This window comes from Ruegeria sp. B32 (genome assembly GCF_025141855.1).
GTDB lineage: Bacteria > Pseudomonadota > Alphaproteobacteria > Rhodobacterales > Rhodobacteraceae > Ruegeria > Ruegeria arenilitoris.
Genome location: NZ_CP081106.1, coordinates 2,359,558 through 2,379,573, shown reverse-complemented (window position 1 = coordinate 2,379,573; position 20,016 = coordinate 2,359,558). Strand labels below are relative to the sequence as shown.

Below are 20,016 nucleotides of genomic sequence, written 5' to 3'. Positions count from 1 at the left end.
GCTTGAGTGAAGGTGCGGACTATGCGAAGCTATTGAAACGCAATCATTTTAGGCGTTTCAAATGACTGATTACGATCGACACTTTAAGTTGACTGAAACACGTGACCACGAAATTGTTGTATTTGAAGAGCAATACCGATCTCTTCGTAGAGAAATTTTGGACCGACAACAGAGACGTTTCTTTATTGTTGCTGGGGCTGCATTAGGAATCCCGAGCGTGTCTGGATTGAAAATAGCCGGGGTCATGGAGGGGACATTCTTATACATTGTCCCTTTGGTTGTTGTGGCCATGTCGTTTTTGTTCGTCATCGAAGTAAATGGGATTGCCAGAGCGGGCCGTTTCATCGAATTGCGAATTGAAAATCAATTTAAAAACGTAGCTGGTTGGGAACACTACCTGAAAGATCTAAAAGAGGCCAACGAACTAACGCCTTCGGTGGTCAAAGTTGCGAATTCAAGTTTCTTGGTCTTGATGGCTGTATATTTCGTGTTTTCAACCATAATTTCTACTTCAGGACTTTGGTACCGAGACGTTGGAGTTAGTGGAGATTTCTTTGAGGCTGCACAGACTAGTGGCGCATTCTGGTCTTTGATTTATTTAGTTATCATGTCGGCTACGTTTATTGCTTGGACCTATGGGATGTGGCCGCATTTGAAATTCTCGGCCGAAACTCAGAAGTAACTGTTGGAAATGTGAGGAATTCCTCGCGAAAGGCCAACTGCCGGGCCACTAGGGTCCGCGTAGAGCTGAAAGCGTGCCTCCGGCATGACCCGCCCCCGTCAAACCGAAGGTTTGCCTCCGGCAATACGGGCGGCGCGTTTGCGCCCCGGGACTTCGCCCGTTCGGCCCTGAAACGGTCCGCCGGACCGCTTCCGAGAGGGGCCTCTCCGCAATGTAACCCACTTCACAGCCCCGCCGACCCGCACCTGCTAAGGTTGACCAAACGGAAACCAGCGGCGGAGGCCCCATGTCCATGATACCCATCATCGCGCTTGGATCGGCGGGTCTCTATTCCGTGGCCATGATCTCGATGAAGTTCTGGTGGAAACTTCCCGGCCTCGGGTTGGGTCTGCTGATCGTTGCCACCTTGCTGGCTGCCGCCACGCTGGAACTCGCCGCGCTGCGCGACGAACGGCTGGGCATCATCTATACCGGCATTCTGGGGGCCGAGGTGGTGCTGATCGCCATCGCCTCGTTCTTTCTGTTCGGCGAGTCCTTTTCCTACCGCGAGGGGCTGGGCATCGCCCTCGTCATCGCGGGCACCGCGTTGGCATGGGCCTGAGCCCGTCGGTGAGCGCCGCATGAACCCTTCATGAAGTTTCCCTTAGGTAAGTTGTAACGGCCGCGCGCCCTCCCAATCTGTTTAGCAGGCCAGCAAGGCCCGCCGATCACAGGGAGAGAGCCCATGACCAGATACATGACCGCCAGCGCCGCCGCCGTGGCCGCGACATTGACCATGGGCTCTGCCGCCCTCGCCGATGCCATGCCCGACCTGCGCGGCACGTGGACGGCCAGCCAGACAACGGTGTCGCCTTCGAACGCCAACACCGCCACCGCGCCGCGGTTCAACACCTCGGAATGGGTGCTCGAGATCCAGGCGCAGCACGAAAACGTGTTCTGGGGGCCCAGCATGTGGCGGCGCAATGCCATGGATGACTGGACGATGTACGAGGCCACCGGCTCGATCAGCCAGGATGGCTCGGGCAAGATCGGCATTGTTGAAACCGCTGCTGACCCGACCTCCGGCGTCAATGCGCTGATCGATGCGCGGTATGAGGACGGCAAGATCTATGCGGATTTCCGTAGCCTGCGGACTGGAACCACCTACAGCACGGTTCTGGAACGACAGGTGAACTGAAGCGTTTCCGGCCCAGGCGGTTGTAGGGGGTAGTTGCCGTTGCCCGATTTTGCGGGAGACGGAGAGTAGTAGGTTGCCTCGTCCGGGTCGGAACGCTTCTCAATTCGTGGGCTGCACGTTCGTTCACCGTTGCGTGTGGCGACTCATCGATGTCGATTCGAGCGATATGCCCGTATGCGTCAGGTCAGGTCCGCCAGGAGGGCCGAGATTTTCCCTTTGCACCCGCAGAAATCGCCCAATTGAACGGAGAGAAATCGGCCTTCGGCTTTTCCCAGCGCAACCCAGCCGGATTTCATCATTTCCCGACTTATCCACATCGTCTTCCAGTCGGATATCAACATCTTATCCCCGGCTGATTTTCATGCTGCAGTGCTATTTTCTTGCCGGATGTGAGGGCGAGTGCCATCGTTCAGACATCGCCAAGGTTCATCACGATCCAAGGCGGGACGCAAAGGTCAGGGGGTCCTGGCACCGCAGGCAGATCTTAGGATTTTCGTCGGGTTGCAAGGGCTTACCGGTAGGTGACCAGTCAGGAGGGGCGCAAGCCCGGCTTGAGCGGTCAGCTTCTCAGAAGGCCAGAGCGGGCGGCAGAGCGCCATCAGGTGCTTTGCGGCAGCGAGGTCCCCTCGGGGGCTGAAGCAACTGGATCGGGGCGTCCCTCGGGCGTGTCGACCCGGCAAGGCGTCAGGGGTGTCCGCAAGGGCACATGCAAAGACCGCGTCTGCGCACCTGGCGCCTTTTCCTTTTGCCGATTTCGGTTTCGTACAGGCTTCCACTCACCGCCCGTCAGAACGGGAACGGGGTTCTTGCGCAATTGCACAAGAACCCCGCAGTCGTGTCAGTAATGCATTACCGCGTCTATGCACCTGTGGCAGGGACCATAGTCCGGTCGCCCGGAACTTTCAACCATATGTTGGTAGTGCTGCGCCGCTGTCCGCTAGATGCTGACGGGTGTCAGAGGCTTTCCTGAACGTCCGTCGCCGCGCCCTGGATGGCGTCGCCGGCTTTTTCGATGTCTTTGCCCGCGCCTTTTGCGGTTTCACAGGCCGTCAGGGCCAAAAGGCTCAACCCGATCAGAATAGTGCGGATCATCGATATCTCCTTGGTTGGTCGACTACCAATCGGTAGCACCATTCAGGCAACGCAGACAAACCTTTTTGGGTGATCAACCTTTGCGGAAGATGGGACCAAGGATGGCCGTCGCGACAAAGATCAAAGCGGCCGCGCAAACGATGCTTGGTCCGGCGGGTGTATCCGCCCAATATGCACCGCCCAGTCCACCCAACGCCGCCGTCGAGCCTATAATCGCAGCGGTGAAAGCCATGCTTTCTGGGGTGCGGGCCAAAGGGCGGGCTCCGGCCGCTGGAATGACCAGCAGGGCCGCGATCAGAAGAATGCCGACAACTTTGATGGCGACCGCAACGGCCAGTGCCATCGCCAGAGTCAGCCATAGTTCTTCTCGTTTCGGATCGATCCCGGATGCCTGAGCCAAGTCCGGGTTGAGCGTCGAAACCAGAAGGGCCGACCAGCGCCAGACCATCAACGCCAGAATCGTGGCGCCACCGATCCAGATCGTGGCCAGATCGGGCTTTGTGACGGCAAGGATATCGCCGAACAGAAAGGCATTCAGGTCCAATCGGACATCGGACAGCAACGCCACGGTTACCAAGCCAGCGGCCAGTGCGGTGTGCGCAATCACACCCAGAAGCGTGTCCATGGCGTAACCGCGACCGCGCAGCAGGCTGACCGACAAGCCCATGGCAAGTGCAGCGGAAATGATCGCGGGCAACAGAGGCAGTGAAAAGCTGAGCGCCAGCGCTACACCCAATACGGCCGCATGAGCAGTGGCTTCTCCGAGATAGGCCATGCGCCGCCAGACGACAAAACACCCCAGCGGTGCCGCGGCGATCGAAACACCAAGCCCTGCCAGGGCGGCGCGAACCATGAAATCGTCCAGCATCAGTGCGACGTATCCTGCGCGTGATTGTGATCGTGGGTATGACTGTGCTTGTGTTGGTACAAGGCCATCGTGCCCCGCGTTCCACTGCCGAACAACGCCCGATACTCCGGCGCGTCTGCGACCATGTGGGGTGCCCCTTCACAGCAGACATGCCCGTTCAGGCACAGAACCCGGTCGGACGCGGCCATGACGACGTGCAAGTCATGGCTGACCATGACTATGGCGCAGCCGAGGTCCGTTCGAACCTGCTCAATGCGTTCATAGAAGGCAGCCGCGCCGGGCTGATCAAGCCCCTGGGTTGCTTCGTCCAGCAGCAGCACCTGAGGCTCTTCCAGCAGCGCGCGGGCCAGAAGGACCCGCTGAAACTGACCGCCGGACAGTCGGGTCATCTGTCTGTCACGCAAGTCCGGCACGCCCGCCAGTTCAAGCGCGGTTTTGGCCTTGCTGGCCGAAACCCGTTTCGGCAGGCCAAGGAATCGTTGCACCGTCATCGGCAGAGCGGCGTCCAGCGCAAGTTTCTGAGGTACGTAGCCGATCCGCAAACCCGGAGCGCGCCGAACAGTGCCCTGAGCCGCGGGAACAGCCCCGATCATGGCGCGCAGCAGGGTCGATTTTCCCGAACCGTTCGGACCGACAATGGTGACGATTTCACCAGCGGCGATCTGTGCTGATACGTTGTCCAGAATGAGCCGGCCATCCAGGCGAACCGACAGGTTCTGTAGAGAAATGAGGGGGGTCGTCATGGCTGCGTTCCAATGCAGTCCGGGCAAAGACCTTCGGCCTCGACCACGATCCTTTCAATGGTGAAGCCTGACGTATCGGCGGCAGCACCAAGCCGGCCCTGGGTCAGCTCGGTTTCGGTTTCGGCCACGGCCTTGCACGCCCGGCAAATCAGAAACGCAGGTACGTGGTCGTGCGTGGGGTGGGCGCAAGCCGCATAGGCGTTCATCTGCTCGATACGGTGCACGAACCCATGCTGCACCAGGAAGTCCAACGCACGATACGCCACCGGAGGTTGCGACCCCATGCCTTCGGCGGACAGAACAGCCAGAATGTCATAAGCTCCCATTGCCTTGTGCTGCTCCAACAAGATCTCCAACACGCGGCGGCGCACCGGCGTGAACTGAAGCTTCTGGTTGGCGCATTTTTCCTCAGCCTTGCTCAGCGCGGTTTTCATGCAGTGGTTATGATTGTGATGCCTGAAGCCTACTGTGCTCATGTGCGCTCCGAAATTTTTGGCTTGATATGTTATAACGTCGGCAATATCAAGCCGTCCAGCAATGTAATAACATATCATTCAAGGAGGTGACATGTCCCGAAAATTCTTGTTGCTGGCCGGCGTCGTGCTGGCTGGAAAGGCGGCGGCTGATGCGCCCAACGTTGCCGTCGATATCGCACCGGTTCACGCGTTGGTTGCCCAAGTCATGGACGGTGTTGCCGAGCCTTCCCTGATCATCCCGCCCGGAGCCTCACCTCATGATCACGCCATGCGCCCGTCCGAGGCGCGAGCGTTGCAATCTGCCGACGTGGTTTTTTGGGTAGGCCCTGAGCTGACCCCGTGGATGACGGGACCACTTTGCGCCCTGTCCGAGGGAGCGACGCAGGTTGAGTTGCTGGAGGTGGCCGGAACTGTGCGGCACGACTTCCGCGACTTGGCCGATCATCATGAGGGCGAAGAGGAGCATGCAGACCACGACGATCACGACGATCATTCGGACCATGATGACCATGCGAAACACGATGATCACGAGGATCATGCAGAACACGATGATCATGCGGACCACGATGAACATCAGAAACATGAAGAGCACGCGGATCACGACGCACATGACCATGACCACGGGCATGACCACGACAGTGTAGACCCGCATGCCTGGCTGGACCCGGAAAACGCGCGCGTTTGGGTGCAGGCAATTGCCGAAACTCTGTCAGAGAAGGACCCGGATAACGCTGCGCGGTACCAAGCCAACGCAGAAAAGTCGGTTGAAGGCCTGAGCGCTTTGGAAGCCGAGATACGGGCGGATCTGGCGCAGTCAGAACTGCGGTTTGTCACCTTTCACGACGCCTACCAGTATTTCGAACACCGGTTCGATCTGGCATCGTCGGGCACCGTGAGCCTTGGCGACGCGTCTGCCCCCGGACCGGCCCGTCTGGCCGAGCTGAAAGCCCAGATTGCAGAGGAAGGCATTGATTGTGCATTTTCCGAGCCGCAATACGATACCCGTCTGATCTCCGCCGCGACGGAGGGGATGGATGTGCAAATCCTCGTGCTGGACCCGATCGGTGCCACCCTCGAGCCGGGTCCAACCCTGTATCCGGACCTGTTGCGCGCAATGGGCGCAAGTTTTCAGGCCTGCAGCAGCAACTCCTGAACAAAGAAGGGCGCAACGATCTGTTGCGCCCTTCGCCATTCTATGGGTTTTCTGACTTATTCCTCGTCGCAGAACAACTCGTACACCGTTTCCAGCATTTTGCGAGGCCGGTCATCTGCAAGGCGATAGTAGATCGCCTTGCCTTCGCGCCGGGGCGTGACCAGCCCCTCAAGGCGCAGCCGCGACAGTTGCTGTGAAACGGCGGCCTGTCGGGCGGACAGCAGTGACTCGAGTTCGGTCACCGATTTTTCGCCGGATACCAGATGACAGAGGATCATCAACCGGCCCTCGTGGCTGATCGCTTTCAGAAAATTCGAAGCGCGGGTTGCGTTAGCGGCCATCCGGTCCATGTCGTCGCGCGAGATGTCTTCGGAAAGTTGGGGAAGTGCCATCTTCTTGTCCTTGTTGGCCCCTTGGTGAGTGTGGGGCAGGTGTTCCCTTTGTTAGTTTCGCCTGAGCGAATTGGGTCTCTATACAGAATGATCAGATATTTCCATATGCATGGATCAAAATGGCGTGATGAAAGCGCTGTGAATGGCGGCGAGGCCAAAAAACAGCCGGGTATTTGCGTCGCGAGCGGTTGTGCGCTCTGTTTTGCGGCATCCCGACGATGCGGACTGACCCGTATTTCTCAATCGGCGTCGCGTGTCCGCTGCCCCTTGCAGGCCCCCGAAGGCAACACTAAGACTCATGTAACTTCTCATCGGGTATGGTCCCGGTTCACACCAAAGCAGGCAGGTTCCGAATGTTCGATCCAGTTGACACCTACATGAATACGCTCGTCCCGATGGTCGTTGAGCAGACCAGCCGCGGCGAAAGGGCCTATGACATCTTCTCGCGCCTGCTGAAGGAGCGGATCATCTTCATCAATGGCCCGATCCATGACGGGATGAGCCACCTGATCGTAGCCCAGCTTCTGCATCTGGAAGCCGAGAATCCGAACAAGGAAATCTCGATCTACATCAACTCGCCCGGCGGTGTCGTGACCAGCGGTCTGTCGATCTACGACACAATGCAGTACATCAAGCCAAAATGTTCGACATTGGTGATCGGTCAGGCGGCCTCGATGGGGTCGGTCCTTCTGGCGGGTGGAGAGAAGGGGATGCGCTTCTCGCTGCCGAACAGCCGCATCATGGTGCACCAGCCCAGCGGCGGTTACCAGGGTCAAGCCAGCGACATCATGATTCACGCAGCCGAAACGCAGAAGCTGAAGGATCGTTTGTACGATATCTATGCCAAGCATACCGGACAGTCGAAAAAGGCCATTGAAAAGGCTTTGGACCGTGACAATTTCATGAGCCCGGAAGAAGCAAAAGAGTGGGGCCATATCGACGAGATTGTCGAAAGCCGCTCCAAATCCGAACCGACCGAAGCGTGATGCGGAAACCCCGCACCCACGGGTGCGGGGTGCGATTTTGACATTGTAGCTGCCCCGGTGCTGGCCTAAGCTGCACGGACAGGCGGCAAGCGCGGTCCGGATCCGGGCCGCAGGGATGGAGCCCGAAAGGTAGAACATGGCGACGAATTCAGGCGGCGACAGCAAGAACACGCTCTACTGCAGCTTCTGTGGAAAAAGCCAGCATGAGGTGCGTAAGCTTATTGCTGGACCGACCGTGTTCATCTGTGATGAATGCGTCGAACTGTGCATGGACATCATCCGCGAGGAAACCAAAGCCAGCGGGCTGAAATCCTCGGACGGTGTGCCCACCCCCAAAGATATCTGCGAGGTGCTGGACGACTATGTCATCGGCCAGGCTCGGGCCAAGCGTGTCCTGTCGGTTGCGGTGCACAACCACTACAAACGCCTGAACCACGCGCAGAAGGCCGGTGGTGACATCGAGTTGGCCAAGTCGAACATTCTGTTGATTGGTCCCACCGGGTGCGGCAAGACCTTGCTGGCGCAGACGCTGGCGCGGATTCTGGACGTGCCGTTCACGATGGCTGACGCGACCACGCTGACCGAGGCCGGTTACGTGGGCGAGGATGTCGAGAACATCATCCTCAAGCTGTTGCAGGCCAGCGAATACAATGTCGAGCGCGCCCAGCGCGGCATCGTCTATATCGACGAGGTCGACAAGATCACCCGCAAGTCGGAAAACCCCTCGATCACCCGCGACGTGTCGGGCGAGGGTGTGCAGCAGGCCCTGCTGAAGCTGATGGAAGGCACCGTGGCCAGCGTTCCGCCGCAGGGCGGGCGCAAGCACCCGCAGCAGGAATTCCTGCAGGTTGACACCACCAACATCCTGTTCATCTGCGGCGGCGCTTTTGCAGGTCTGGACAAGATCATCGCGCAGCGCGGCAAAGGCTCGGCCATGGGCTTTGGCGCCGATGTGCGTGACAATGACGAACGCGGCGTGGGCGAGATCTTCCAGGATCTCGAGCCCGAGGATCTGCTGAAATTCGGGTTGATCCCGGAATTCGTTGGACGTCTGCCGGTGCTGGCAACGCTTGAGGACCTGGATGAGGATGCGCTTGTCACCATCCTGACCAAGCCCAAGAACGCGCTGGTCAAGCAGTATCAACGCCTGTTCGAGCTGGAAAACGTCGAACTGGACTTTACCGACGACGCCCTTGCCGCGATTGCCAAAAAGGCGATCGAACGCAAGACCGGTGCCCGCGGCCTGCGTTCCATCCTGGAAGACATTCTTTTGGACACGATGTTCGAGCTGCCGGGCATGAAGAACGTGACCAAGGTGGTCGTGAACGAAGAGGCCGTGACGTCGGAAGCGCAGCCGCTTATCATCTATGCGGATGCCGCGCCGGAATCGGCATCTGCCGGCTGAACTGTTTGAAATTTAATGCAGATACGGCGCGGCAAAGTCCGCGCCGTTTTCATGTGAGGGTGTCATGACGATCCAACGTATTTCCTCGGGGGGTGAGTTCGAAGCCAGGGTCGGCTACTGCCGGGCAGTTGTCGCGGGTGGGTGGGTCCATGTTGCCGGAACGGTCGGGCAGGGCGAAGGCGTCGTCGACCAATGCCGCTCGGCGCTGACGATCATAGGCAACGCCTTGGCAGAGGCGGGCGCCTCTTTTGCCGACGTGGTGCGCGTGACTTATATGCTGCCCGATCGCCGCGAATTTGAAGCGTGCTGGCCGGTCCTGGCCGAGACGTTCGGTGCCAACCCGCCTGTTGCGACGATGATCGAATGCGGCTTGATTGATCCAAAATACCGAATCGAAATCGAGGTCACCGCATTCTTGCCCAAGTAATGGGTGCGCTCTTTGTGGCTCTGGACCTCTGCTCGGCTTTGGTCCATATCTGCATGGACAGAAATGCCGGAGGCAGCCGATGGGAATCCTTAACACTCTTTTGCGGGCCGTGACCTGGTGGAACGGGGCCACTCTGAACACGCAGATCTACACTGCGCGCAAAGGTATCAAGGTGGGTGAGGACGATCAGGGCAACGTGTTTTATCGCAACGCCGATGACAGCAAACGGTGGGTAATTTTCAATGGAGAGGCCGAGGCCAGCCGGATCGACCCGGAATGGCACGGCTGGTTGCACCGCACCTGGGATGAACCGCCGACCGACAAGCCACTGCCACACAAGGCGTGGGAAAAGCCGCATCAGGAAAATCTGACGGGCACCGCGATGGCCTATGTGCCGGCGGGGTCCCTGCGCCGTCCCGACCCGATCGAGCGCAAGGACTACGAAGCCTGGAGCCCGGAATAAGCGAGATCCACATGTCGACCCACAACATGACCGAAGTTCTTGTCGGCGGTGTCGTGCTGGCCAGTGCATTGGCGTTTGGCGTGTATGCCAGCCAGTCCACTGGCTGGTCGCGCGAAAACGGGGGCTATCATCTTGAGGCGTCCTTTCGGTCGCTTGAGGGTGTGGCGGTGGGCACGGATGTGCGCCTCGCGGGTGTAAAGATCGGCACCGTGACCGATGTCGAGTTGAACCCTGAAACCTACCGTGCCGATACGACGATTTCGGTTGCCGAGAACATCCAGATCCCGGATGACAGCGCGATCGTGATCTCGTCCGAAGGCCTTCTGGGGGGCAACTTCGTCGAGGTCATGCCCGGCGGCTCTCCGTTCTATTTTGAGCCGGGCGATCAGATTGAAGACACGCAAGGAGCCGTCAGCCTGATCTCGTTGCTGGTCAAGTTTGTGGCCGGGGATGGCAGCGAATGATGCGTGCCGCCCTGATGGCGCTGCTGTTGGCCGCGACGACGGCCGGCGCGCAGCAGAAGGTTTCCTCGGGACCGGGGGCCATGCTGCGCGGGCTGGACAAGGTCAGCGGTCAGACGGTGGACGTGCAGGTGCCGACCGGTGATACGGTCGAAGTTTTCGGCTTGGATGTCGCCTTGGGTGATTGCCGGTATCCGTCTGAAAACCCGACCGGTGACGCGTTTGCCTATCTTACGATTTGGGAAAAGGGAAAGGCCGACCAGCTGTTCGACGGCTGGATGATCGCCACGTCCCCGGCGCTCAACGCCCTGGATCACTCGCGCTACGATGTCTGGGTAATCCGTTGTATCACCCCCTGAGGGGTCTGACACACCTCGGCGGTGAAATCTGCGCTGGCAGCAGTGGCCTGATCCAGAAGTTGGCGGTATTGCTGTCTGGGGATTTCGATCGCCCCCAACGAAGCCAAATGTGCCGTCAGAAATTGTGTGTCGAACAGTTGAAAACCTGTCTGGCGCAATCGGTCGACCAGATAGGCGAGCGCAATTTTTGACGCATCGGTACGGCGCGAAAACATGCTTTCCCCGAAAAATGCCGCACCCAAGGCAACTCCATAGACGCCACCGACAAGCTCCTCGCCCTCCCAAACCTCAAGTGAATGGGCGCGGCCCGAGTGGTGCAGTTGGGCATAGAGTCTGCGCAGTTCGTCATTGATCCAAGTGTCCGCCCGGTCCGCGCATCCGTCCACCACGGCTGCAAAATCCCGGTTTATGGTCACGGAGAACCCGCAGTTCCGGATGCGTCGCGCAAGGCTGCGGGAGATGTGAAACCCGTCCAACGGGAATACACCCCGCAGCTTTGGATCGACCCAGAAAAGATCCGGGTCGTTCCTGTGTTCGGCCATCGGGAAGATTCCGATGGAATAACCGTGCAACAGCAGATCAGGCGTCAGGCCCATGGCTCACACCGCGGCGACAAGCCCGAGAGCGCGTGCTCTCGCGGCTTGGTCGATACTAGGCCATGTTCTCCGCAAGCCAGTGCTCCAGCCAGTGGATGTTGTAATCGCCGCTGTGGATGTCGGGTTCCTGCAGAAGTGCGTGAAACAGGGGAACCGTCGTGTCCACACCGTCCACGATCAATTCACCCAAGGCCCGATTCAACCGCGCCAGCGCTTCGGGGCGGTCGCGCCCGTGCACGATCAGCTTGCCGATCAACGAGTCGTAGTAGGGTGGGATCGAATACCCGTTGTACAGCGCCGAATCCATCCGGACACCCAGGCCGCCCGGTGCGTGATACGCCGTGATCTTGCCCGGGCAGGGCGCGAAATTCGGCAGCTTTTCGGCATTGATCCGAACTTCGATCGCGTGGCCGTTGATCTCCAGATCATCCTGGCCGAACGACATCGGTTCTCCGGCCGCAACAAGGATCTGCTCGCGAACAAGGTCGACGCCGAAAATGCCTTCGGTCACAGGGTGTTCGACCTGCAGGCGGGTGTTCATCTCAATGAAATAGAACTCGCCATTTTCATACAGGAACTCGATCGTGCCCGCGCCGATATAGTTGATCTTGGCGACCGCATCCGCGCAGACCTTGCCGATTTGGGCGCGTTCCTCAGGAGTGATGCAGGGGCCCGGAGCCTCTTCGAATACTTTCTGGTGACGGCGCTGCAGCGAACAGTCGCGCTCAGCCAGGTGGACCGCATTGCCCTTGCCGTCGCCGAAGACCTGAATCTCGATGTGGCGGGGCGTGGTCAGGTATTTCTCGATATAGACTTCGTCATTGCCGAACGCGGCTTTGCCCTCGGCCCGCGCAGTCATGAAGGCGCTTTCCATTTCGGCCGCGGTCTGCGCGACTTTCATGCCGCGTCCACCACCACCTGCGGTGGCCTTGATGATGACCGGATAGCCGATCTCTTCACCGATGCGCTTGGCTGTCTCAAGATCCGGAACGCCACCGTCCGAGCCTGGTACGCAGGGAACGCCCAGCTCTTTCATGGTGTCTTTGGCGGTGATCTTGTCGCCCATGATGCGGATGTGTTCCGCGGTAGGGCCGATGAACGTGATGCCGTGGTCTTCGACGATCTGAACGAACTCGGCATTTTCGGACAGAAAGCCATAGCCGGGGTGGATCGCCTGGGCGCCGGTGATTTCACAGGCCGAGATGATCGCGGGCATCGAGAGATAGCTCTGGGGGCCGGGTGCCGGTCCGATACACACGGACTCGTCAGCCATGCGCACGTGCATGGCGTCACTGTCAGCGGTCGAGTGCACGGCAACCGTCGCAATCCCCATCTCGCGCGCGGCGCGGATCACACGCAGGGCGATCTCGCCTCGGTTGGCAATCAGGATCTTGTCGAACATGGGCCCGCCTTACTCGATGATGACCAGAGGAGTGCCGAATTCGACAGCGTCGCCATCCCCGACCAGGATCCGCTTGACGGTGCCGGATTTGGGGGCGTGGATGTGGTTCATGGTCTTCATCGCTTCGACGATCAGCAGCGTGTCGCCCTCGGAAACAGATGCGCCGACGGCAATGAACGGGGACGCGCCGGGTTCCGGCTGCATATAGACGGTACCAACCATGGGCGAGGTCACCGCGCCAGGGTGGCTCGCCGGGTCCTCGACGGCAGCGGGTGCTTCGGCGGGGGCAGCAGCGGGGACTGCGACAGGTGCCGGTGCGGCAGCGGGTGCGGGGACGGCAACTTGCACAGGCGCGGCGGTCGGGCTCACTCGGCTGACCCGGACGTTCAGGCTGTCTTCCTCGCCATATTCCCGTTTCACCTGCAACTCAGTCAGGTCGTTTTCGCGCAAGAGTTCGGCCAGTGCCTTGATGAACGTCACATCCGCTTCGTGTCTGTTGTCTGTCATGAGTGTCCTCGAAGGTTCCCCTTTGGCCCGTCTGTCTGCGCGGGCTCTGGTCAATTACGCTGCGTTATAAGGCAACCGCGCGGCCATGAAAAGCGCCGACTGGGGCCGTTCTGCCCCGGTTTCTGACTTATCGGCAGGGTCCACGACGGTCAGAGCGGCGTGCCGGACAGTTTGGCGACCAGTTCCGGCAGCTTGCGCGCGCCGAATTTCTCGAGCAACCGGGCGCGGTAGGCTTCGATGGTCCGGTAGCTGAGCCCCAGTTCGACGCCTATTTCCTTGGCAGACAGGCCGCGACAGGACAGGATCGCGACTTCACGTTCGCGTTTGGTCAATTCGACCAGTGGGCGCTCCTCGGAAATGTCGGAGAAGCTCCAGATTCCATGGCGGAATGGGTCATCGGGTGTCAGCGACCGGCCGCGCGCGCGACACCAGAACAAGTCGCCGTTGCGGCGGCGCATGACCCGCTCGTCCGTGTAGTAGCCGGTGTCCCGCATGACCTGAAGACTTCGTGCGCCAATTCTCTCCCAATCGGCAACGGATGGATACAGGTGCAGCAAAGGCAGGTTGCGGTAGTCGGATTCGTTGCCTCCGAATGTCCGGGCAAACTGCAAATTGCACCGCCGGATGATGCGGTTTTCAAGCTCGACAAGCCCGATAGGTGCGTATTCGAAGGCCGGATCACTCATTTGCCTATCGTGCCGCCAATTCGGCCGGAATTGAAGAGGGCATTGCAGCACAGGATTGCTTTGGCGTCCGAAAGCGATCAGCGCCCGGTGAAAGCTATGACATTGTCAATGTTGTAAAACGACTTTGAAAAGGGCGGCGTAAATCATATAAATACATGAAGTATTCAGAAAATACGGGGTTGTTTCGAGGGCAACTCGAACACGTTTCGGCGGGGGCATCATGCGTGATTCATTGACGGGCAGCCGTATCCGCGAAAGGCGGCAAATCTCGGGCTTGCGTCAGGCCCAGCTGGCGCGTCAGGTCGGCATTTCAGCGTCATATCTGAATTTGATCGAGCACAACCGGCGGCGCATCGGGGGCAAACTGCTGGTCGATATCGCTTCGGCTTTGTCCGTTGAACCTTCGGTTTTGACACAGGGGGTCGAGGCGACGCTGATCGCGGCCCTTCGTGAGGCGGCGGCGGATGCGGTCGGCCAAAAGGCCGAGGTTGAGGCGCTGGATGAATTCGCCGGCCGCTTTCCCGGCTGGGCCGCCGTACTGGCACAGATGCATCGTCGGGTGGTTTCGCTGGAACGTGCCGTGGAAACCCTGTCAGACCGGCTGACCCATGACCCGCACCTTGCGGCATCCATGCACGAAGTCCTGTCCGCCGCAGCAGCGATTCGGTCGACAGCCGCCATCCTGGCCGAACCGGGCGAGATCGAGGCCGAGTGGCGCGACAGATTCCACCGAAACCTGCACCAGGATGCCGAACGTCTTGCCGAAAGCTCAAAAGCTCTGGTCGCCTTTCTGGATGAAAGCGAGGACACCGGCGAGCGGCGTGGATTGCCGATGGAGGAGGTCGAGGCATTTCTGGAGAAGCGCGGGTTTCATTTGCCGGAACTTGAGACAGGACAGGACCCGGTATCCCTCGCGCAGGCCGAGATGGCCTCTTCTGCCTCAAGATCTGTCGCGCGTCAGGTGCTCGACGCCTATGCGGCGGATGCCCGGGCCATGCCGCTGGAAGCGGTTTCGCAGGCATTGGAGGTCGAAGGCGTTGATCCTCTGCGTCTTGCCGCGCGGTTTTCTGTTGACGTGCCGACTGTCCTGCGACGGCTTGCGTTTCTGCCCGAGGATGTCATGCCGCGCCCGGCTGGTTTGGTCATATGCGATTCATCAGGAAGCATATTGCTGTTCAAGCCGGTCCCCGGTTTCGCTATGCCGCGCCACGGTGAAGCCTGTCCTTTGTGGCCAGTCTTCAGCGCGCTGAACCGGCCCCTTGTGCCGATCCGAAAACGCGTGACCCTGTTGGGCCGGACGCCGGCGGATTTCGACTGCTTTGCAATCGCTTGGCCTCAGCCCGTCAGCGCCTTCGGTCAGGAACCTGTGTACAGATCGGCGATGCTGGTGCTGCCGGTCGAAGAGCCCGGCGTGGCCACCGACTTGCCGGTACAGGTCGGCACAAGCTGCAGGATCTGCCCCCGAAAGCCGTGCGACTCGCGGCGGGAGCCGTCGATTTTGAGTGAAGGTTTTTGACAGTTTCCTGACACAGCGATTAATCTGCACTTGGCAGGTGGCTGGAGGTGCGACCGGTCTTGGGGAGGAAGTGAACATATGAGCCGCAAGGTTCTGTTGATCGAGGATGAACCGAACATCACGGAGGCAATCAGGTTTCTGCTGACCCGCGAAGGGTGGCAGGTCGAAACCCATGCCGAAGGTGAAAACGCGGTTCAAACGATACTGTCTGCGCAGCCTGATCTGGTCATTCTGGATGTGATGCTGCCCGGCAAAAGCGGTATGGATGTTCTGCGCGAGTTGCGCGAGCACGAGGAGATGCGCGCCTTGCCTGTTCTGATGCTGACCGCTCGCGGTCAGTCGCGAGACCGCGAGATGGCTGAAAAGGCAGGCGTCAGCCGGTTTATGACGAAACCGTTCTCGAATACCGAAGTGCTGACGGCTGTGCGTGATTTGCACGCGCAGGCGTCACAGTCATGACCACACCGGAAAACGAGCCAGCCCGCCCGACAGGCCCGCGTCCGTCGGTGTTTTTGGAACGGCAGAGTTACCGCCGCCGCAGGCTGGCCGATGCGGCCCGAATGCTGCCCTTTGTCGGCGCGGGTCTGATCTGCATCCCGCTGCTGTGGCCGGATCCGGGGCCGGAAAACTCTGGCGTCCCGTTGTCGTCGGCCATTCTTTATGTCTTTTCATGCTGGGCCGCCCTGATCGTGGTCAGCCTTCTGTTCGGCTTTGCCGCCCGGCGGATGTCGTCCTCGGAGGGGTCCGCGGCAGAGAGTGAGCAATGGCCACGCTGAACGTCCTGATCCTTGTTTGCCTGGGCTACGTCGTGCTTTTGTTCGGCGTTGCGTTTGCAGCCGATCGAATGGCCGCAGCGGGGCGAGGCAAATGGCTGCGGTCACCGTTGATCTACACGCTGTCTTTGTCGATCTACTGCACTGCCTGGACCTTCTATGGCGCGGTCGGCAATGCGGCCCGGTCCGGTCTGGAATTCGTGACGATCTACCTCGGGCCGACCTTGGTGATGATCAGCTGGTGGTGGGGGCTGCGCAAGCTGGTGCGTGTGGGCCGTAGCCAGAGGGTGACTTCGGTCGCCGACTTGATCTCATCGCGCTATGGCAAGTCGAACACCTTGGCCATCTGTGTGACGATCCTCGCCGTGCTGGGGGGCACACCCTATATCGCGCTGCAACTCCAGTCGATAACGCTGTCGTTCTCGATTTTCGCCGAAGCCGACCCTTCGGGCCTTTACCGCGAGGGCGCCAGCGTATTCTGGGTGGCCGCGGGTCTGGCCGTGTTTGCCATTCTGTTCGGCACCCGGAACTTGGATGCCAATGAACGGCACCATGGCGTGGTGACCGCCATCGCGTTGGAATCCGTCGTCAAACTGTTCGCTCTGTTGGCGGTGGGCATCTTTGTCGTCTGGGGGGTGGCCGGAGGCGTCACGCCCATGATGGAGCGGATCGACGCGTCGGAAATCGGGCGTTGGAACGTCGATACCGGACGCTGGATGGCCATTACCTTCCTGTCGGCGGCTGCTTTTGTCTGCTTGCCGAGGATGTTTCAGGTCATGGTCGTCGAGAATGACGACGAAAGCCACCTGAGAACGGCGGCCTGGGCTTTCCCGCTCTACCTTCTTTTGATGAGCCTTTTCGTGGTTCCCATTGCGGTCGTCGGGCTGGATCTGCTGCCGGCCGGGTCAAATCCGGACCTTTTCGTGCTGACGGTTCCTCTGTCACAGGGGAATGACTGGCTGGCGATGCTGTCCTTCATCGGCGGTTTTTCGTCGGCCACGTCGATGGTCATCGTGACGGCGATGGCCCTGTCGACCATGGTCTCGAACCACGTCGTGATGCCGATCTGGCTGAATACGCGCGAGAACGCCAGTTCCATGTCAGGCGATGTGCGAAACGTGGTGCTGATGGCGCGCCGGGTTTCGATTGCCGCCATCATGGCCTTGGGGTTCTTCTACTATCGTATGTCCGGTGGCGGCGCCGCGCTGGCCTCGATCGGCCTGGTGGCGTTTGCAGGTGTGTCGCAGATTCTGCCGGCTCTGGTTGGTGGCCTGTTCTGGCGCGGGGCCACACGGACAGGTGCCCTTGTCGGGCTGAGCGTGGGGTTCTTCCTTTGGATCTACACGCTGTTGCTGCCGGGAATGGGCGGCAGTGTCATGTCCGCCTCGGTCATCGAAAACGGTCCTTTCGGTCTTGGATGGCTGCGTCCGCAGGCGTTGTTCGGCCTTGATGGTTTGGACCCGATGACCCACACGGTGCTGTGGTCGCTGTCACTGAACACGTTGGCCTTTTGCCTCGCGTCTCTCCTGAGCTTTCCCAGCCCGCTTGAACGGTTGCAGGGGGCGCAGTTCGTCAATGTCTTTGATCATTCTGTCGCGCCCGGGGGGTGGACGGGATCCGTTGCCCAGAGTGAAGACCTGATGATCATGACCCAACGGATCCTCGGGGCCGGTCCCGCTCAGGATTTCTTTCAGGCCGAGGCGGAAAAGCAGGGCGTGCGCGGGCGCTGGCCAGAACCTACGCCGGGTTTTCTGGAACGGCTGGAACGCGAATTGAGCGGCTCGGTCGGCGCGGCCACGGCTCATGCCATGATCGGGCAGATCGTCGGAGGTTCGTCCGTTTCGGTCGAGGATCTGTTGGCGGTGGCCGACGAATCCGCGCAATTGCTGGAATACTCCAGCCAGCTTGAGGCGAAGTCGGCCGAACTGAGCCGTACGGCCCGCAAACTGCGCGAGGCCAACGAAAAACTGACCCAGATCTCGCGTCAGAAAGATGCCTTCCTGGGGCAGGTCAGCCACGAGTTGCGCACTCCGATGACGTCCATTCGTGCCTTTTCGGAGATCATGCGGGACACTGACGGGCTGAGCGCTGAGGATTCTCGGCGTTATGCGACAATCATCCATGACGAAGCGCTGCGCCTGACGCGGCTGCTGGATGACCTGTTGGACCTGAGCGTTCTGGAAAACGGTCAGGTCAGCTTGAATATGGGTGATGCCAGCTTGCGGACGGTTCTGGATCGGGCCGTTTCAACGACTATGGCCGGGGCAGACAGCCCTTTGACCATTCTCCGCAATCTGTCTGCCGAGCGCATCGCGTTGCATTCCGATCTGGATCGCCTGGGGCAGGTCTTCATCAATCTGATTTCGAACGCACAGAAGTACTGTGACGCGCCCGAGCCGGTCCTGACGATTTCAGCCCATGATGTCGGCGGCCAGGCGGTGATCGACTTTGTCGACAACGGCAGCGGTATCCCGCCGGACGCCCAGTCGATGGTCTTTGAGAAATTCGCGCGGGTCGGATTTGACAAGGCGGGCGGTGCAGGTCTTGGACTGGCTATTTGCCGTGAGATCATGCACCGGCTTGGGGGAGAAATCACCTATCTGCCCGGGCAGGGCGGCGCAGCGTTCCGCGTGAGCCTGCCATTGCCTCACCGGCAGGCTGCTCAGTAGCGGGCAAGTAAAGGTATTCGTAACGAACAATGGGCTAGACCAGTAGCGAGCAGAATCGAAATTGGCGGACCGTTGCGATGTCAAAGACTGTCAGCGCGGCCTTGGCGCGCAAATTGTTGGCAGGACAAGAGGGGGCGGGTAGCAAATCCCGGGCGCTGCTGCGGGCATTGCGCCTTGCGATTGCCCGCGCCGCGGTCGAACGTTTCAAGCTATCAGCATCCGTCATTGGCGCGAAACAGGCCAGAAGATGCCAGGAAGTCGTCACGAGCGGGCTGGAAGATGGTCAGTTGTTTCTGCTGTTCGCGACCAAAGAGGGCAGGGTAGCCAGTGTTGTCTTGGACGTCGGTTTGGTCTCGGCGGTCATCCAGAAGCAGACAATGGGCGAAGTATTCCCGGACCTGCCCCAGCCTCGCGCCCTCACCGACACCGATGCGGCAATGGTGGTCCCGTTGGTCGAGGACATGCTGGAACGGGCCCGGAAACTGGTCGATGATCAAAGCGATGCAGCCCGCCTGAACGGATATGAGTTCGCTTCACGGGCGGTCGATCGGCGGACGCTTTCTTTGGCACTGGTCGAGGACGGGTATGATGCGTTCGAGTTCAAGGTTGAACTCGAGGGCGGTGTACGGCAGGGAACGGTCCTCATCCTGCTGCCGGAAATTTCAGTGGCCGAGGGGCAGGACGGGCACGCAGATTTGGAACCGCTGAAGACGCTGTCGCAAGCCGCAGGCGTGGTTCGGGCCGAACTCAACGCGGTGATTTGTCGGATGCATCTCCCGCTGACAACGCTGTCGGAGCTGGGCATCGGGGATCTGCTGCCACTTGCGGGAGCGCGACTTGATCGGATCGACATTGCCGCGATTGATCGGACCCAGGCCACTACGGGACGTCTGGGCCAATGTGGCGGTCAACGGGCAGTGCGGATCAACGAGTTTCTGCAGCCGCCCGCCCCAACACGACCCGAAGCGCAGAGCTTTGTCGAGCACAAGCGAAGGGACGCGCCGGCTGAAACAGCAGATGTTGATTTGTCGCGTCAGGACGCCGTTGCCCAAGACCGATCGCATGCGCAATCCGCAGTGGATGAAGACTTCGCGCAAGCAAGCACCGACCGCCTCGCGTCCGAAATATCCGAATTGGCGGGTCTACCTGCTCCTGCGGAACGACCCAACGACTGACGTATGAA

General features: G+C 59.9%; 24 protein-coding genes. 15 read left to right on the top strand and 9 right to left on the bottom strand.

Annotated features, from left to right (window positions below; genetic code table 11):
• Positions 1-61: 61 nt before the first annotated feature.
• The 3 genes from K3752_RS12080 (at position 62) to K3752_RS12070 (ending at position 1,859) form a co-directional block, all read left to right on the top strand.
• Positions 62-682 (top strand): hypothetical protein, encoded by a 621-nt coding sequence (locus K3752_RS12080; RefSeq protein ID WP_260063357.1) that lies wholly within the window; start codon positions 62-64, stop codon positions 680-682.
• A 286-nt stretch (positions 683-968) separates the two neighbouring features.
• Positions 969-1,283 carry a hypothetical protein gene (locus tag K3752_RS12075; RefSeq protein ID WP_110644555.1) on the top strand — a complete coding sequence of 105 codons (315 nt, stop codon included), beginning with the start codon at positions 969-971 and terminating at the stop codon, positions 1,281-1,283.
• Between the two features lie 123 nt (positions 1,284-1,406).
• The gene (locus tag K3752_RS12070) at positions 1,407-1,859 is read left to right on the top strand and encodes a hypothetical protein (RefSeq protein ID WP_170358302.1); all 453 of its coding nucleotides are present in this window, start codon (positions 1,407-1,409) and stop codon (positions 1,857-1,859) included.
• Between the two features lie 954 nt (positions 1,860-2,813).
• On the opposite strand, the gene K3752_RS12065 is transcribed toward K3752_RS12070, so the two are convergent.
• From K3752_RS12065 to K3752_RS12050, 4 genes are all read right to left on the bottom strand, one after another.
• Positions 2,814-2,951: an entericidin A/B family lipoprotein gene (locus tag K3752_RS12065; protein ID WP_093962692.1), complete on the bottom strand. Its 138-nt coding sequence runs from the start codon at positions 2,949-2,951 to the stop codon at positions 2,814-2,816.
• A 73-nt stretch (positions 2,952-3,024) separates the two neighbouring features.
• A complete protein-coding gene (locus tag K3752_RS12060; RefSeq protein WP_093962691.1) occupies positions 3,025-3,819 on the bottom strand; it encodes an iron chelate uptake ABC transporter family permease subunit in 795 nt (264 codons plus the stop codon).
• A complete protein-coding gene (locus K3752_RS12055; protein WP_170337588.1) occupies positions 3,819-4,562 on the bottom strand; it encodes a metal ABC transporter ATP-binding protein in 744 nt (247 codons plus the stop codon). The genes K3752_RS12060 and K3752_RS12055 overlap by 1 nt, the downstream gene beginning before the upstream one ends.
• Positions 4,559-5,038: a Fur family transcriptional regulator gene (locus tag K3752_RS12050; RefSeq protein ID WP_170337589.1), complete on the bottom strand. Its 480-nt coding sequence runs from the start codon at positions 5,036-5,038 to the stop codon at positions 4,559-4,561. The genes K3752_RS12055 and K3752_RS12050 overlap by 4 nt, the downstream gene beginning before the upstream one ends.
• 91 nt (positions 5,039-5,129) lie before the next feature.
• On the opposite strand from K3752_RS12050, the gene K3752_RS12045 reads away from it, so the two are divergent.
• Complete coding sequence (locus tag K3752_RS12045; protein ID WP_260063356.1) at positions 5,130-6,191, top strand: zinc ABC transporter substrate-binding protein; 1,062 nt, start codon at positions 5,130-5,132, stop codon at positions 6,189-6,191.
• Positions 6,192-6,247: 56 nt separating this feature from the next.
• Here the strand turns inward: K3752_RS12045 and K3752_RS12040 are convergent, their stop codons facing one another.
• Positions 6,248-6,583: a helix-turn-helix transcriptional regulator gene (locus tag K3752_RS12040; RefSeq protein ID WP_093962687.1), complete on the bottom strand. Its 336-nt coding sequence runs from the start codon at positions 6,581-6,583 to the stop codon at positions 6,248-6,250.
• Positions 6,584-6,936: 353 nt separating this feature from the next.
• Between K3752_RS12040 and K3752_RS12035 the strand changes: the two genes are divergently transcribed.
• From K3752_RS12035 to K3752_RS12010, 6 genes are all read left to right on the top strand, one after another.
• Positions 6,937-7,569: an ATP-dependent Clp protease proteolytic subunit gene (locus tag K3752_RS12035; RefSeq protein WP_093962686.1), complete on the top strand. Its 633-nt coding sequence runs from the start codon at positions 6,937-6,939 to the stop codon at positions 7,567-7,569.
• 136 nt (positions 7,570-7,705) lie between these two features.
• A complete protein-coding gene (gene clpX / locus K3752_RS12030; RefSeq protein ID WP_093962685.1) occupies positions 7,706-8,974 on the top strand; it encodes an ATP-dependent Clp protease ATP-binding subunit ClpX in 1,269 nt (422 codons plus the stop codon).
• Positions 8,975-9,038: 64 nt separating this feature from the next.
• Positions 9,039-9,401, top strand: a complete 363-nt coding sequence (locus K3752_RS12025) for a RidA family protein (RefSeq protein ID WP_170435205.1) — start codon at positions 9,039-9,041, stop codon at positions 9,399-9,401.
• 79 nt (positions 9,402-9,480) lie between these two features.
• Entirely contained in the window at positions 9,481-9,864 is a 384-nt protein-coding gene (locus tag K3752_RS12020; protein ID WP_093962683.1) for an NADH:ubiquinone oxidoreductase subunit NDUFA12, read from the top strand.
• Between the two features lie 11 nt (positions 9,865-9,875).
• Positions 9,876-10,328: an outer membrane lipid asymmetry maintenance protein MlaD gene (gene mlaD / locus K3752_RS12015; RefSeq protein ID WP_093962682.1), complete on the top strand. Its 453-nt coding sequence runs from the start codon at positions 9,876-9,878 to the stop codon at positions 10,326-10,328.
• Positions 10,325-10,684, top strand: coding sequence for a DUF2155 domain-containing protein (locus K3752_RS12010; protein ID WP_170358308.1), 360 nt, complete (start codon positions 10,325-10,327; stop codon positions 10,682-10,684). The genes mlaD and K3752_RS12010 overlap by 4 nt, the downstream gene beginning before the upstream one ends.
• Here the strand turns inward: K3752_RS12010 and aat are convergent.
• From aat to K3752_RS11990, 4 genes are all read right to left on the bottom strand, one after another.
• Positions 10,648-11,280: a leucyl/phenylalanyl-tRNA--protein transferase gene (aat, locus tag K3752_RS12005; RefSeq protein ID WP_170358310.1), complete on the bottom strand. Its 633-nt coding sequence runs from the start codon at positions 11,278-11,280 to the stop codon at positions 10,648-10,650. The genes K3752_RS12010 and aat overlap by 37 nt on opposite strands.
• Positions 11,281-11,335: 55 nt before the next feature.
• Positions 11,336-12,682, bottom strand: a complete 1,347-nt coding sequence (gene accC / locus K3752_RS12000; RefSeq protein WP_170363005.1) for an acetyl-CoA carboxylase biotin carboxylase subunit — start codon at positions 12,680-12,682, stop codon at positions 11,336-11,338.
• A 9-nt stretch (positions 12,683-12,691) separates the two neighbouring features.
• Positions 12,692-13,189 (bottom strand): acetyl-CoA carboxylase biotin carboxyl carrier protein, encoded by a 498-nt coding sequence (accB, locus tag K3752_RS11995; RefSeq protein ID WP_260063355.1) that lies wholly within the window; start codon positions 13,187-13,189, stop codon positions 12,692-12,694.
• Positions 13,190-13,338: 149 nt separating this feature from the next.
• Positions 13,339-13,875: a LuxR C-terminal-related transcriptional regulator gene (locus K3752_RS11990; RefSeq protein WP_093962677.1), complete on the bottom strand. Its 537-nt coding sequence runs from the start codon at positions 13,873-13,875 to the stop codon at positions 13,339-13,341.
• 220 nt (positions 13,876-14,095) lie between these two features.
• Between K3752_RS11990 and K3752_RS11985 the strand changes: the two genes are divergently transcribed.
• The 5 genes from K3752_RS11985 to K3752_RS11965 all read left to right on the top strand — a co-directional run bounded on the left by K3752_RS11985 (position 14,096) and on the right by K3752_RS11965 (position 20,008).
• Positions 14,096-15,391 carry a helix-turn-helix transcriptional regulator gene (locus tag K3752_RS11985; protein ID WP_260063354.1) on the top strand — a complete coding sequence of 432 codons (1,296 nt, stop codon included), beginning with the start codon at positions 14,096-14,098 and terminating at the stop codon, positions 15,389-15,391.
• 78 nt (positions 15,392-15,469) lie between these two features.
• Positions 15,470-15,850: a response regulator transcription factor gene (locus K3752_RS11980; RefSeq protein ID WP_093962675.1), complete on the top strand. Its 381-nt coding sequence runs from the start codon at positions 15,470-15,472 to the stop codon at positions 15,848-15,850.
• The gene (locus K3752_RS11975; protein ID WP_170337599.1) at positions 15,847-16,167 is read left to right on the top strand and encodes a hypothetical protein; all 321 of its coding nucleotides are present in this window, start codon (positions 15,847-15,849) and stop codon (positions 16,165-16,167) included. Before K3752_RS11980 ends, K3752_RS11975 begins: the two co-directional genes overlap by 4 nt.
• The gene (locus K3752_RS11970; RefSeq protein ID WP_170363008.1) at positions 16,155-18,833 is read left to right on the top strand and encodes a sensor histidine kinase; all 2,679 of its coding nucleotides are present in this window, start codon (positions 16,155-16,157) and stop codon (positions 18,831-18,833) included. The genes K3752_RS11975 and K3752_RS11970 overlap by 13 nt, the downstream gene beginning before the upstream one ends.
• A 101-nt stretch (positions 18,834-18,934) precedes the next feature.
• A complete protein-coding gene (locus K3752_RS11965) occupies positions 18,935-20,008 on the top strand; it encodes a FliM/FliN family flagellar motor C-terminal domain-containing protein (RefSeq protein WP_260063353.1) in 1,074 nt (357 codons plus the stop codon).
• Positions 20,009-20,016: the final 8 nt, after the last annotated feature.